Raw genomic sequence first — 12,346 nt, 5'->3', positions numbered from 1 at the left:
TCTGGAATTTCTGGTGGCCAGCGGTGTTGGCTGGGTCACCGCCTGCGGCATCTACCTGATGCTGCGCGGGCGCACCTTTCCGGTGGTGCTGGGCCTGTCCCTGCTGGGCTACGCGGTCAACGTCTTCATCTTTGCCATGGGCCGCCTGTGGTGGAACGCCCCGGCCCTGGTCGGCCAGGAGCGCATGGCCGACCCTTTGCCGCAGGCCTTGGTGCTCACCGCCATCGTGATCGGTTTTGCCACCACCGGCTTCATCGTCGAAATGGCGCTGCGCAGCCGTCATGAGTCGGGCACCGACCATGTGGACGGGGCCTCTGCTGGCGGGGAGGAGCGCGCATGAGCGGTCTGTTCTCGGCGGTGTGGCCGCACCTGTCCATCTTGCCGGTGCTGCTGCCGGCCTTCACGGGGATGGCGCTGCTCTTGTTGGGTGATGCCCCCAGTGGTCACGGCCAGGCTCGCCTCAAGTGGGCGCGTCGTCTCAGCCTGAGCTCGGTGGCCTTGGGCTTGTGGATCGCGGTGTCTCTGATGGGCGAGGCCAGCACGGGTGCCTTGCAGGTGTACCGCCTCGGTGAGTGGCCTGCGCCCTTCGGCATTGTGCTGGTGGTCGACCGGCTCTCGGCGCTGATGCTGGTGCTCACGCAACTGGTGGCCTTGCCGGTGCTCTGGTACGCCAGCGGTGGGTGGGACACGCATGGGCGCTACTTCCACGCCATCTTCCATTTTCAGTTGATGGGGCTGTGTGGCGCCTTCGTCACTGGCGACATCTTCAACCTCTTCGTTTTCTTCGAGATCCTGCTGATCGCGTCCTACGTGCTGATGGTGCACGGTCAGGGCAAGGGACGCTTCCAGGCCGGGGTGCATTACGTTGTCCTCAACCTGCTGGCATCGGCCCTCTTCCTGATCGGCGTGTCCTTGCTGTACGCGGTCACGGGTACGCTCAACCTGGCCGACCTGGCCTTGCGGGTGACGCAGTTGTCGGGCATGGAGGCGGTGATGGCGCGCAGCGCCGCCCTGATCCTGCTGGTGGTATTTGGCTTCAAGGCGGCCTTGTTGCCGCTGTCTCTGTGGTTGCCGGGCACTTATGCCGCCGCCACCGCGCCCGTGGCCGCCCTGTTTGCCATCATGACCAAGGTGGGCGTGTATGCCATCTTGCGTGTGCATGGTGTGATCTTTGGGGATGCCGCAGGCGAGGTGGCCCGCGTGGCCGAGCCCTGGTTGTTGCCCTTGGCCATGGGCACCAGTGTGCTGGGCGCTCTGGGCGCCTTGGCCTCGCGCACCTTGCCGCGCCTGGTGGCCTGGTTGACGGTGGCCTCGGTGGGCACCATTCTGGCGGCGTTGGGCCTGTTCACCCCGGCCGCCTGGTCGGCAGCGTTCTACTACCTGGTGCACAGTACGTTGGTGGTGGCGGGCCTGTTCCTGCTGGTCGAGTTGGTGGCCGCGCAGCGCGGTGATGTGGCCGAAGCCCTGGCGCCGGCCAGCCCCGTGGCGCAGCCGGTGCTGCTGGGTCTGATGCTATTGCTGGCGGCCGCCTCGGTGGCGGGCTTGCCGCCTTTGCCGGGCTTCCTGGGCAAGGTCATGTTGCTCAAGGCTGCCTGGAGCACGCCCATGCAATCCTGGGTCTGGACGGTGGTGTTGGGCGTCGGCTTCCTGTCCTTGCTGGCGCTGGCGCGGGCCGGCAGCCTGCTGTTCTGGAACGTGCGTCCGGACCTGCCGGCAGCCAGCTCGGGGGCCAGCCCCCGTCTGGTCATTCCCACGCTGATTCTGTGCCTGATGGGGGTGGTGATGAGCATCTTTGCGGCCCCCTTGCAGCGCTACACCGACGCCACGGCAACCCAGTTGCTCGACCGCCAGGGCTATGCCCGTGCGGTGCTGGGTGTCGACCCGGCCACAGGCGAGGTGCCAGTGAGCGTGCGCCCCTATCGCATGCCCGAGCCCGCCGCCCAGACAAACCCTTCCCGGGAGGCGCAACCATGACGACCACGGTTCACCCTTCGCTTTGGCAACGTGCGCGCCGACCGGTCCTGTCGGTGCTGCTGGCACTGGCCTGGTTGATGCTGCAGCAGTCCATCGACCCCGGCAACCTGCTGACGGCTTGTGTGCTGGGCTGGGGCCTGCCGCGTCTGCTGACAGGCTTCCTGGGGCCGGCGGCGCAGCCGCGCGCGTGGGGGAGGGCGGTCCGCCTCGCGTTCACGGTGCTGTGGGACATCGTGGTCTCCAACCTCACCGTGGCACGTCTGGTGCTGCATCCGCGCAGCGCGCCGCAACCTGCCTGGGTGCGCGTACCGCTGACCCTGAAACAGCCCACGGCGCAGGCCTTGCTCGCGTCCATCATCACGATGACCCCCGGCACGGTGTCGGCCGTCATCGACGAAGACCAGGCCTGTATCTGGGTGCATGCCCTCGATTGCGACGATGCCGCTGGCGTGGCGGCTGACATCGACCGTCGCTACCAACAGCCCCTGATGGAGATTTTCGGATGATCGAGATGGCGCTGCAGATCTGCGTGGCGGCGGTAGCCGTGTCCATGCTGCTGTGTACCTGGCGCTTGTGGCGCGGCCCGACGACCCCGGACCGAATCCTTGCGATGGACACGCTCTACATCAACGTGGTGGCGTTGGTCGTGCTGCTGGGGCTGACCTGGCAGACCGCGCTGTTGTTCGAGGCTGCACTCATCGTGGCCATGCTGGGCTTCGTGTCCACCGTGGCCCTGGCGCGCTTCATCACGCGTGGTGACGTGATTGAATGAGCCCGCACCGGAGACCTGAACCATGAACCTGACACCCGCTGTGTGGCTCGAAGCCCTGGCCGCCTTGCTCTTGCTCGTGGGGGCTGTGTTCCTGCTGGTGGGCGCCCTGGGCATGGTGCGCTTTCGCGATTTTTTCATGCGGCTGCACGCACCCACCAAGGCTTCCACGCTGGGGCTGGGCGGCGTGTTGCTGGCCAGCATGCTGATCCAGGCATTGCGTGGTCAGTTCAGCATCCACGAGATGCTGATCACCTTCTTCATCTTCCTGACCGCACCGGTGTCGGCCAACCTCATGGCCAAGGCGGCACTGCACCTGCGCGTGCCATCCAAGGCCGGGCATCAGCCCGTGGACGAGGCCCAAGCGCATCAACGCCAGGGCTGAGCCTGACGCTGAAGCGCGGCGAAGTGCCCGCGCTTCAGTGGTCGCTCTTGTGCGTGGCCTGGTGCAACAGCTTGTCTGTCATGGCAATGGCCATGGCCGAGAAAAGGAAGGCCACGTGGATCACCGTTTGCGAGATCAGCACCTTGTCCGAGTAGTTCTCGGCATTGATGAAGGTTTTGAGCAGGTGGATCGACGAGATCCCGATGATGGCCGTCGCCAGCTTGACCTTCAACACCGACGCGTTCACATGGTCCAGCCATTCCGGCTGGTCAGGATGGCCTTCAAGGTTCAGCCGTGACACAAAGGTCTCGTAGCCCCCGATGATCACCATGATCAGCAGGTTCGAGATCATCACCACGTCGATCAGCCCCAACACCACGAGCATGATCGTGGTCTCGGTCAGGTGAGTGGGGGCCACCTCAGCCTTCTGACCCGAGGCCTGGAAGATCAGCTTGAGCGCATCCTGGTTGCCGAATGCGGCTTCGATCAGGTGCACCAATTCCACCCAGAAGTGGAAGACATACACCGCTTGTGCCAGGATCAGGCCGACATACAGCGGCAACTGCAGCCAACGGCTGGCAAAAATGAAAGACGGCAAAAGGCCTGCTTTAGGGGGTTGACGAGGTGTGCTCATGGGGTGTCGGGAAAATCCGGGGTGTGAAATTTTAAAGTTAGGCGCATTGTCGCGGGTTGGCAGGGGCAAACGCGCATGATGTGACGCTCCTGTCAATCGATCAGTCAGCGCCATAAGCGCTGCCACCCCAGGAGAATCCACCATGACTGGTACCAACCAGACCCCCAGCACCCTCCACCCCGTTCCCGAGGCCTTTGCGCGCACCGCTCACATCGGTAGCCGTGCGGCCTACGATGAGTTGTGCGCCGAAGCGCAGAAAGACTACGCCGGCTACTGGTCGCGTCTGGCACGCGAGTTTCTCACTTGGCACAAGCCTTTCACGCGTGCCCTCGATGAGAGCAATGCCCCGTTCTACCGCTGGTTTGACGATGGCCAGATCAATGCCTCGTACAACTGCCTTGACCGTCATGTAGAGGCCGGCCGTGGCGACAAGGTGGCGATCATCTTCGAGTCGGATGACGGCAAGGTGACCCAGGTCACCTACAGTGACCTGCTTTCGCGTGTGAGCCGTCTGGCGAACGCTCTGAAGGCCCAAGGTGTGCAAAAGGGCGACCGCGTGGTGCTGTACCTGCCCATGTCGGTGGAGGGTGTCGTGGCCATGCAGGCCTGTGCCCGCATCGGTGCCACCCACTCGGTGGTGTTCGGTGGTTTCTCGGCCCAAAGCCTGCGCGACCGCATCGAAGACGCGGGCGCCGTGATGGTCATCACCGCTGACGAGCAGCTGCGCGGTGGCAAGTCCCTGCCGCTCAAGGCCATCGTGGACGAGGCCATCGGTCTGGGCGGCTGCGACAGCCTGCGCAAGGTCATTGTTTGCCGTCGCACGGGCGGCAATGTCACCATGGTGGCCGGCCGTGACGTCTGGATGGACGATGTGCTTCAGGGCGAAAGCGACGTTTGTGCGCCCGAGTGGGTCGATGCCGAGCATCCGCTCTTTTTGCTGTACACCTCGGGCTCGACTGGCAAGCCCAAGGGCGTGCAACACAGCACCGGTGGCTACCTGCTGCATGCGGCCCTGACCACGAAGTGGACCTTCGACATGAAGCCCGACGATGTGTTCTGGTGCACGGCCGACATCGGCTGGATCACCGGTCACACCTACGTCGCCTATGGCCCGTTGGCGCTGGGCAGCACCCAGGTCGTTTTCGAAGGCGTGCCCACCTTCCCCGATGCCTCGCGCTTCTGGCGCATGGTCCAGGCCCACAAGGTCACCATCTTCTACACCGCACCCACCGCCATCCGTGCCCTGATCAAGGCCGCGGAATCGTCGGCCGAGGTGCACCCGCGCAACTTCGATCTGAGCAGCCTGCGCCTGCTCGGCACCGTGGGCGAACCCATCAATCCCGCTGCCTGGGAGTGGTACCACCGCGAAATCGGTGGTGGCCGTTGCCCCATCGTGGACACCTTCTGGCAGACCGAAACCGGCGGTCACATGATCACGCCGCTGCCGGGCGCCCATGAACTGACGCCCGGTTCGTGCACGCTGCCTTTCCCGGGTATCGACGCTGCTGTGGTGGACGAAACCGGCAAGGAAGTGCCATGGGGGCAGGGCGGGGTGCTCGTGGTGCGCAAGCCCTGGCCTTCGATGATCCGCACGATCTGGAACGATCCCGAACGCTTCAAGAAGAGCTACTACCCCGATGACTTCGGTGGCAAGTACTACCTGGCGGGTGACGGCGCCATCCGCGACGCCCACACCGGCTACTTCACCATCACCGGTCGCATCGACGACGTGCTGAACGTCTCGGGTCACCGCATGGGCACGATGGAGATCGAGTCGGCGCTGGTGTCGCACCCCTTGGTGGCCGAAGCTGCCGTGGTGGGGCGTCCGGACGATCTGACCGGTGAGGCCATCTGCGCCTTCGTGGTCCTCAAGCGGCCCCGTCCAGAAGGCGACGAGGCCAAGCAGATTGCCACCGAGCTGCGCAACCATGTGGGCCATGCCATCGGCCCGATTGCCAAGCCCAAGGACATCCGCTTCGGTGACAACCTGCCCAAGACCCGCTCTGGCAAGATCATGCGCCGGCTGTTGCGTGTGGTTGCGAAGGGGGAATCGGTCACCCAGGATACAAGCACACTGGAAAACCCAGCCATTTTGGACCAATTGTCCCAAGCCAATTGATGAGACCTGCCTGAAAAGGTATTGGTCAAATATATGAAAGCCGCCCCCGATTTGATTCGGGAGGCGGCTTTTTATTTATGCATCAAATGGCGATTGATTATCTTGAACATGCGTACAAACACCTACGCGTAGTTTGCGCTCTGTGCACCATTTCCTAGCATTCCCCCTTATTCACATGGAGTCCAAAGCCCCCTAAATTCGGGGTCGAGCTTGCCAAAAGCAGGCTCGTCCCTGTAATGACACGGAGCACCCATATGGCAAGCACCCAAATCAAAGATGCGCCGATGACGGCCGAGGAGCGGAAAGTCATTTTCGCTTCCAGCCTGGGCACGGTTTTCGAATGGTATGACTTTTACCTCTACGGCTCGTTGGCGGCCATCATCGCCAAACAGTTCTTCGCGGGCCTGGATCCAACATCGGCATTCATTTTTGCGCTGCTGGCTTTCGCTGCGGGCTTCATTGTTCGCCCCTTCGGTGCTCTGGTTTTCGGTCGCCTTGGCGACATGATCGGCCGCAAGTACACCTTCCTGGTCACCATCTTGCTGATGGGGGTCTCCACCTTCATCGTGGGCATCCTGCCCAACTACAACACCATCGGTGTGGCCGCCCCGGTCATCCTGATCATCCTGCGTCTGCTGCAAGGCCTGGCGCTGGGTGGTGAGTACGGCGGTGCCGCCACGTATGTGGCCGAGCATGCCCCTCACGGCCGCCGCGGCGCCTACACCGCCTGGATTCAGACCACAGCCACGCTGGGTCTGTTCCTGTCGCTGCTGGTCATCCTGGGCACCCGTACCGCGGTTGGCGAAGAGGCCTTTGCTGACTGGGGCTGGCGCGTGCCGTTCATCGTGTCGATCGCTCTGCTGGCCATCAGCGTGTGGATCCGCATGAGCATGCAGGAATCGCCTGCCTTCAAGAAGATGAAGGAAGAGGGCAAGACCTCCAAGGCACCGCTGTCCGAGTCCTTCGGTCAGTGGGCCAACCTGAAGATCGTGCTGATCGCGCTGTTCGCGCTGGTCGCTGGTCAAGGTGTGGTCTGGTACACCGGTCAGTTCTACGCCCTGTTCTTCCTGACGCAAGCGCTGAAGGTGGACGGTGCCACAGCGAACATCCTGGTGGCCATCTCGCTGCTGATCGCCACGCCGTTCTTCGTGATCTTCGGCACCCTGTCTGACAAGATCGGTCGCAAGCCCATCATCCTGGGTGGCTGCCTGATCGCTGCCGTAACCTACTTCCCGCTGTTCAAGGCCCTGACGGAAGCCGCCAACCCCGACCTGGCTCGCGCCCAGGCCACCGCTCCGGTGACCCTGGTTGCCAACCCGGCTGAGTGCTCCTTCCAGTTCAACCCGACTGGCACTGCCAAGTTCACCAGCTCGTGCGACATCGCCAAGCAGGTGTTGGCCGCCAACTCGGTGAACTACGAGAACGTGGAAGGCACGGGCGTTGCCCAGATCAAGGTCGGCGAGAAGGTCATCGAGTCCTACACCTCCGTTGGTCTGTCGGCAGACGAGGCCAAGGCGAAGGACGCTGCGTTCAAGAAGAGCGTGATCGATGCCGTGCGTGAAGCGGGCTACCCCGCCAAGGCTGACCCGGCCAAGCTGAACAAGCCCTTGGTTGTCGGCATCCTGACCCTGCTGGTGATCTATGTGACCATGGTGTACGGCCCGATTGCGGCCATGCTGGTGGAAATGTTCCCGACCCGCATCCGCTACACCTCGATGAGCTTGCCCTACCACATCGGTAACGGCTGGTTCGGTGGTCTGCTGCCCACCACGGCCTTCGCCATCGTGGCCCAGACCGGTAACATCTACAACGGCCTGTGGTATCCCATCATCATCGCGATGATGACCTTCGTGCTCGGCGTGTTCCTGGTGCGTGAAACCAAGGACGTCGACATCTACAAGGACGACTGATGCCCGCACGGCGCATGGGCCACAAGCCTGTGCGTCGTGGATCTGCACCAGCTGATCGGATGCCCTCCCCTGTGGAGGGCATTGTCATTTTTGGGCGCTAGCGAGGCGCTGGGGTCGATCTGTTTGGCGATGACCTGCCCGGCGTAGTCTCAGGGCCGACACGCTGTGGCCAAGCGTTGATCGCGGCTCGTCACCAGCACGTACTGTCCGTCTATCGGCAGGCGTAACCCACGCCCTTCACATAACCGGATGTTGGCGCCGAGATCGCTCGCAACGTGCGAGAGCAGGAGGCGCTCGATCTGGATGTGTTCGTTCATGGCGAGGTCGAGCGCAAGGACATGGTGGAAGACTTTGGCGAGCAATTGGAACGCCACGGTTGCACTCAGGACGGCTGGGTGCGGTCGCCGACATGGATGATGAATTGAGCGCGATCGAGACCTCGCGCTCCGACATGGAGTGGATCGACGCCTTCGAACATTGATTGTGGGCTCAAGACCCGGCAGTGGCCCGAGGTCATCCTTGCGCTCACGCACATGGTCGCAGCGGCCCAAGCCTTGCTTCCCCGCACCGATCTGCAAACCACCCAGGCGTGAGACTGCTCACTTCAGCATCAAGATCCACGCAGACAACTGTTTGGCCTCGGTGGCGCTGACCTGGGTTTGCGCAGGCATGGGGCCCATCGGCATTTTCCAGACACCCCCGCCCCCCTTCACGATTTTCTCGGCCAGTTTGGCGTCCACGCCTTTCTGGCCGCGGTATTTCTGGGCCACATCTTTGAACGCCGGGCCCAATATGGCCTTGTCCACGCCGTGACAGCTCAGGCAGGCCTTGCGCTTGGCCAGTTCCGGGTTGGCGTGGGCGGGTGTGACCGCCGCAGCGATCATGCACAGGGCTGCGAGGCTCAAGTTGGCAAACTTCATGGATTTCCTTTCCGGAGGCCCATATTCCAGTTGAAAATACTTCAACAATAACGTGCAATCCCATGGTGGGGTTGACCCAAATGCTTCGCGTCGGCTGGCCGACAGAGGGGATCATGCAATGTGGTTGGTTGCAATTGGCGTCGTGATGGTGCTCATGCAGTTCTTCGGGATCGGACCCGTGGGCAGTTGGACTTGGGCAGACGACTGGTTGATGCTGCTGCTGCCTTTCGCTCTGGCCGTGGCGTGGTGGACTTGGTGTGATGCCACGGGTTACACCCGTCGCAAAGCGATGGAACGTGACGATCAGCGTCGTGATGCCCGCCGTCAGAAAGCCATCGATGCACTGGGACTGAAGCGGGATCGTCGCAAGTAAGGGTATCGGGCATCAGGGGGAATGGGCGCGGGCTAAAATTGTTCTTTCACAGAGAACCCACCAGCCCGGAGCCCCTCCATGCCTCAGTACCGTTCCCGTACCTCCACCGCCGGCCGCAACATGGCCGGTGCCCGTGCCCTGTGGCGTGCCACCGGCATGAAGGACGGTGACTTCGAGAAGCCGATCATCGCCATCGCGAACAGCTTCACCCAGTTCGTGCCCGGCCACGTGCACCTGAAGGACCTGGGCCAACTGGTCGCCCGCGAGATCGAGGCCGCCGGTGGCGTGGCCAAGGAATTCAACACCATCGCGGTCGACGACGGCATCGCCATGGGTCACGGCGGCATGCTGTATTCGCTGCCCTCGCGCGACCTGATCGCTGACAGCGTCGAGTACATGGTCAATGCCCACACCGCTGACGCGCTGGTGTGCATCTCCAACTGCGACAAGATCACCCCGGGCATGCTGATGGCCGCGCTGCGCCTGAACATCCCCGTGATCTTCGTTTCCGGCGGCCCGATGGAAGCCGGCAAGGTCAAGCTCGAAGGCAAGGTCATCTCCCTTGACCTGGTGGACGCCATGGTCAAGGCTGCTGACAAGAGCTGCTCCGACGAGGAAGTGGCCGCCGTTGAGCGTTCCGCCTGCCCCACTTGCGGTTCTTGTTCGGGCATGTTCACGGCCAACTCCATGAACTGCCTGACCGAAGCCCTGGGTCTGTCCCTGCCGGGTAACGGCACCACGCTGGCCACCCACGCCGACCGCGAGCAGCTGTTCCGCAAGGCTGGCCGCACCATCGTCGAGCTGGCCAAGCGCTACTACGAGCAAGACGACGAAACCGCGCTGCCGCGCAACATCGCCACCTTCCAGGCGTTTGAAAACGCCGTGGCGCTCGACGTCGCCATGGGCGGCTCGACCAACACCGTGCTGCACCTGTTGGCTGCCGCCCGCGAAGCCGGCGTCAACTTCACCATGGCCGACATCGACCGCATGTCGCGCAAGGTGCCTTGCCTGAGCAAGGTCGCCCCGGCCGTGCCCGATGTCCACATCGAAGACGTGCACCGCGCCGGCGGCATCATGGCCATCCTGGGTGAACTCGCCCGTGGCGGCTTGCTGCACACCGACGTGCCCACCGTGCACAGCCGCACCATGGCCGACGCCATCGCCCAGTGGGACGTCAAGGTCACCAACGACGAGGCCGTGCACCACTTCTACAAGGCCGCGCCCGGTGGCGTGCCCACCCAGGTGGCCTTCTCGCAAGACAGCCGCTGGAAGAACCTCGACCTCGACCGTGAAAAGGGTGTGATCCGCTCCAAGGAACACGCCTTCACGCAAGACGGCGGCCTGGCCGTGCTCTACGGCAACATCGCCGAGAAGGGCTGCATCGTCAAGACCGCCGGTGTGGACGAGTCCATCTGGAAGTTCACCGGCAAGGCCCGCGTGTACGAAAGTCAGGAAGATGCCGTTGAAGGCATCCTGGGCGAGGAAGTGCAAGCCGGTGATGTGGTCATCATCCGCTACGAAGGTCCCAAGGGCGGCCCGGGTATGCAGGAAATGCTCTACCCCACGTCCTACCTGAAGAGCCGTGGCCTGGGCAAGGAATGCGCACTGCTGACCGACGGTCGCTTCTCGGGTGGCACCTCGGGCCTGTCGATTGGCCACGCCTCGCCGGAAGCGGCCCAGGGCGGCGCCATCGGCCTGGTTGAAGACGGTGACACCATCGAGATCGACATTCCGAACCGCCGCATCCATCTGGCCATCAGCGACGCCTCCATGGCCGCTCGCCGTGCCGCCATGGAGGCCAAGGGCTCGGCCGCCTGGAAGCCCGCCAACCGTGAGCGCGTGGTCTCGGCCGCGTTGCAGGCCTACGCCCTGATGACGACCTCGGCCGACACCGGCGCCGTGCGCGACATCACCCAGCTTCAGCGCTGAGCGTCAGGTGGCGGGCGGCTCAGCCGTTTCAGCTGAGCCGCTGCCATCGCGCCATACATCGGCGGGCTGATCAGCCGCGACACGCCACTGGCGACCACACTGCAGGCCATGAGACTGAGCACCAGTCCATGGCCTTCGATCATTTCCATCACGATGATGAAGGCCGTGATCGGGGCCTGCGTCACGGCCGCCAGAAAACCGGCCATGCCCAGCGCGATCAGCGCGGGCGTGTTCAGGTGCCCGGTCAGCTGGGCGATCTCGTTGCCGATGCCCGCACCCAAGGCGAGGGCGGGTGCGAACACGCCACCAGGGACACCACTCCACGCCGACAGCCAGGTGGCGATGAAGCGCAAGGGCACATAAAACCCATTGGTCGGGTCTTGGCCTTCGAGCAGGGCGCGCGTGGCGTCGTAGCCGCTGCCCGACGAGGCGCCCTGGCTGACCACCCCGATGATGGCCACGGCCAGCCCGCAGCCCGCCGCAAAGCGCACCGGGTAGCGTTGCCGCCACCGACTGAAACGATCGGTGCCGCCGCGCGCGGCCTGCACCAGCAGGCGCGCAAACAAACCGCCCAACAAGCCCGTGGCCACCGCGATCAACAGGCCGGGCCACAGCGCCGACCAGCCAAAGTCCCCCACCGAGATCTGACCGAAATAGCTGACGTTGCCGAACACCGACATGCCGATCAGGCCCGCCAGCACGATGGCCGCGATCAACAGGCCGCTGGAGCGATGCTCGGGGCGGCGTGACAGCTCTTCGATGGCGAACATGACCCCGCCCAGGGGGGTGTTGAACGCCGCCGCAATGCCCGCAGCGCCGCCAGCCACGATCAGGCCATGGTCGTTGATGCTGCTGCGCTGGGGCAACCAGTGGCGGGCGGCGTGCATGATGCCGGCGCCCACCTGAACCGACGGGCCTTCACGGCCCGTGGCCAGGCCAGCCAACAGGCCGCCCACCGTGAGCACGATCTTGGCTGCCGCCAGCTTCAGCGAAATGAAGAGGTGACGTTGCCCGGGAGGCGTCTGCACATCAAGCGCGGCCAGCACCTGGGGAATGCCCGAGCCCGCCGCACCGGCAAAATAGCGGTTAGTACACCACACCAGGGCAGCGGTCACCGCCGGTGTCCAAGCCAAAGCCAGCCAGGGCGAGTATGCTGTCAGCGCGAAAAATGCGGCCAGTGCATGTTCGCTCAGCCAGGTCAGCAGCACGACGCTCAGACCCGCCAGGGTGGCAAAGCTCAGCACCACTGCGCGCGCGGCCCAGGGGCGCCAATCGGCCAGTTCCTTGGCGTGTTCGGCGGTCTCGTCAGGTGGGGTGTCGGGCGGCGTCATGT

Annotated in this window: 13 protein-coding genes and 1 pseudogene; 11 read left to right on the top strand and 3 right to left on the bottom strand. The window is 63.8% G+C overall.

All coding sequences use genetic code 11. The features are described from left to right. Nucleotide 1 precedes the first annotated feature (1 nt). The 5 genes from WIT60_RS12990 to WIT60_RS12970 are packed head-to-tail and all read left to right on the top strand — an operon-like array spanning nucleotide 2 to nucleotide 3,128. Nucleotides 2-340 (top strand): Na+/H+ antiporter subunit C, encoded by a 339-nt coding sequence (locus tag WIT60_RS12990; RefSeq protein ID WP_445207700.1) that lies wholly within the window; start codon nucleotides 2-4, stop codon nucleotides 338-340. Beyond that, nucleotides 337-1,974, top strand: a complete 1,638-nt coding sequence (locus WIT60_RS12985) for a monovalent cation/H+ antiporter subunit D (protein WP_339584323.1) — start codon at nucleotides 337-339, stop codon at nucleotides 1,972-1,974. Before WIT60_RS12990 ends, WIT60_RS12985 begins: the two co-directional genes overlap by 4 nt. Next, on the top strand, nucleotides 1,971-2,480 hold the full coding sequence (locus WIT60_RS12980; RefSeq protein WP_339584322.1) for a Na+/H+ antiporter subunit E: 510 nt from the start codon (nucleotides 1,971-1,973) through the stop codon (nucleotides 2,478-2,480). The genes WIT60_RS12985 and WIT60_RS12980 overlap by 4 nt, the downstream gene beginning before the upstream one ends. Beyond that, nucleotides 2,477-2,746 carry a K+/H+ antiporter subunit F gene (locus WIT60_RS12975; protein WP_339584321.1) on the top strand — a complete coding sequence of 90 codons (270 nt, stop codon included), beginning with the start codon at nucleotides 2,477-2,479 and terminating at the stop codon, nucleotides 2,744-2,746. Before WIT60_RS12980 ends, WIT60_RS12975 begins: the two co-directional genes overlap by 4 nt. A gap of 22 nt (nucleotides 2,747-2,768) precedes the next feature. After that, nucleotides 2,769-3,128 carry a Na+/H+ antiporter subunit G gene (locus tag WIT60_RS12970; RefSeq protein WP_339584320.1) on the top strand — a complete coding sequence of 120 codons (360 nt, stop codon included), beginning with the start codon at nucleotides 2,769-2,771 and terminating at the stop codon, nucleotides 3,126-3,128. A gap of 34 nt (nucleotides 3,129-3,162) precedes the next feature. Here the strand turns inward: WIT60_RS12970 and WIT60_RS12965 are convergent, their stop codons facing one another. Beyond that, nucleotides 3,163-3,762, bottom strand: coding sequence for a TIGR00645 family protein (locus WIT60_RS12965; RefSeq protein ID WP_339584319.1), 600 nt, complete (start codon nucleotides 3,760-3,762; stop codon nucleotides 3,163-3,165). A gap of 142 nt (nucleotides 3,763-3,904) precedes the next feature. Here WIT60_RS12965 and acs point away from each other — a divergent pair, with 142 nt between their 5' ends. The 4 genes and pseudogenes from acs (at nucleotide 3,905) to WIT60_RS16915 (ending at nucleotide 8,384) form a co-directional block, all read left to right on the top strand. After that, nucleotides 3,905-5,881 (top strand): acetate--CoA ligase, encoded by a 1,977-nt coding sequence (gene acs / locus WIT60_RS12960; protein ID WP_339584318.1) that lies wholly within the window; start codon nucleotides 3,905-3,907, stop codon nucleotides 5,879-5,881. A 254-nt stretch (nucleotides 5,882-6,135) separates the two neighbouring features. Next, a complete protein-coding gene (locus tag WIT60_RS12955) occupies nucleotides 6,136-7,791 on the top strand; it encodes an MFS transporter (RefSeq protein WP_339584317.1) in 1,656 nt (551 codons plus the stop codon). Nucleotides 7,792-8,048: 257 nt separating this feature from the next. Then, nucleotides 8,049-8,195, top strand: a pseudogene (locus tag WIT60_RS12950) (hypothetical protein); the annotation flags it as partial. A 72-nt stretch (nucleotides 8,196-8,267) separates the two neighbouring features. Then, nucleotides 8,268-8,384 (top strand): hypothetical protein, encoded by a 117-nt coding sequence (locus WIT60_RS16915; protein WP_445207699.1) that lies wholly within the window; start codon nucleotides 8,268-8,270, stop codon nucleotides 8,382-8,384. A 6-nt stretch (nucleotides 8,385-8,390) separates the two neighbouring features. Here WIT60_RS16915 and WIT60_RS12945 read toward each other — a convergent pair whose 3' ends face one another. After that, nucleotides 8,391-8,711, bottom strand: coding sequence for a c-type cytochrome (locus WIT60_RS12945; RefSeq protein WP_339584316.1), 321 nt, complete (start codon nucleotides 8,709-8,711; stop codon nucleotides 8,391-8,393). 118 nt (nucleotides 8,712-8,829) lie between these two features. Here WIT60_RS12945 and WIT60_RS12940 point away from each other — a divergent pair, with 118 nt between their 5' ends. Further along, entirely contained in the window at nucleotides 8,830-9,084 is a 255-nt protein-coding gene (locus WIT60_RS12940) for a TIGR04438 family Trp-rich protein (protein WP_339584315.1), read from the top strand. 78 nt (nucleotides 9,085-9,162) lie between these two features. Then, a complete protein-coding gene (ilvD, locus tag WIT60_RS12935; protein ID WP_339584314.1) occupies nucleotides 9,163-11,013 on the top strand; it encodes a dihydroxy-acid dehydratase in 1,851 nt (616 codons plus the stop codon). On the opposite strand, the gene WIT60_RS12930 is transcribed toward ilvD, so the two are convergent. Beyond that, nucleotides 11,004-12,344 (bottom strand): chloride channel protein, encoded by a 1,341-nt coding sequence (locus tag WIT60_RS12930; RefSeq protein WP_339584313.1) that lies wholly within the window; start codon nucleotides 12,342-12,344, stop codon nucleotides 11,004-11,006. The two genes, ilvD and WIT60_RS12930, sit on opposite strands and share 10 nt — an antisense overlap. Between the last annotated feature and the right edge of the window lie 2 nt (nucleotides 12,345-12,346).

The organism is Aquabacterium sp. G14 (assembly GCF_037482285.1).
Taxonomy (GTDB): Bacteria; Pseudomonadota; Gammaproteobacteria; order Burkholderiales; family Burkholderiaceae_C; genus Aquabacterium.
This window is presented reverse-complemented; position numbering and strand designations above follow the sequence as displayed.

Bases quoted from the DNA above. Each gene is read 5' to 3' on its own strand.
- WIT60_RS12985 (WP_339584323.1), top strand. From the start codon at position 337: ATGAGCGGTCTGTTCTCGGCGGTGTGGCCGCACCTGTCCATCTTGCCG.
- WIT60_RS12980 (WP_339584322.1), top strand. From the start codon at position 1,971: ATGACGACCACGGTTCACCCTTCGCTTTGGCAACGTGCGCGCCGACCG.
- WIT60_RS12975 (WP_339584321.1), top strand. From the start codon at position 2,477: ATGATCGAGATGGCGCTGCAGATCTGCGTGGCGGCGGTAGCCGTGTCC.
- WIT60_RS12970 (WP_339584320.1), top strand. From the start codon at position 2,769: ATGAACCTGACACCCGCTGTGTGGCTCGAAGCCCTGGCCGCCTTGCTC.
- WIT60_RS12965 (WP_339584319.1), bottom strand. From the start codon at position 3,762: ATGAGCACACCTCGTCAACCCCCTAAAGCAGGCCTTTTGCCGTCTTTC.
- acs (WP_339584318.1), top strand. From the start codon at position 3,905: ATGACTGGTACCAACCAGACCCCCAGCACCCTCCACCCCGTTCCCGAG.
- WIT60_RS12955 (WP_339584317.1), top strand. From the start codon at position 6,136: ATGGCAAGCACCCAAATCAAAGATGCGCCGATGACGGCCGAGGAGCGG.
- WIT60_RS12945 (WP_339584316.1), bottom strand. From the start codon at position 8,711: ATGAAGTTTGCCAACTTGAGCCTCGCAGCCCTGTGCATGATCGCTGCG.
- WIT60_RS12940 (WP_339584315.1), top strand. From the start codon at position 8,830: ATGTGGTTGGTTGCAATTGGCGTCGTGATGGTGCTCATGCAGTTCTTC.
- ilvD (WP_339584314.1), top strand. From the start codon at position 9,163: ATGCCTCAGTACCGTTCCCGTACCTCCACCGCCGGCCGCAACATGGCC.
- WIT60_RS12930 (WP_339584313.1), bottom strand. From the start codon at position 12,344: ATGACGCCGCCCGACACCCCACCTGACGAGACCGCCGAACACGCCAAG.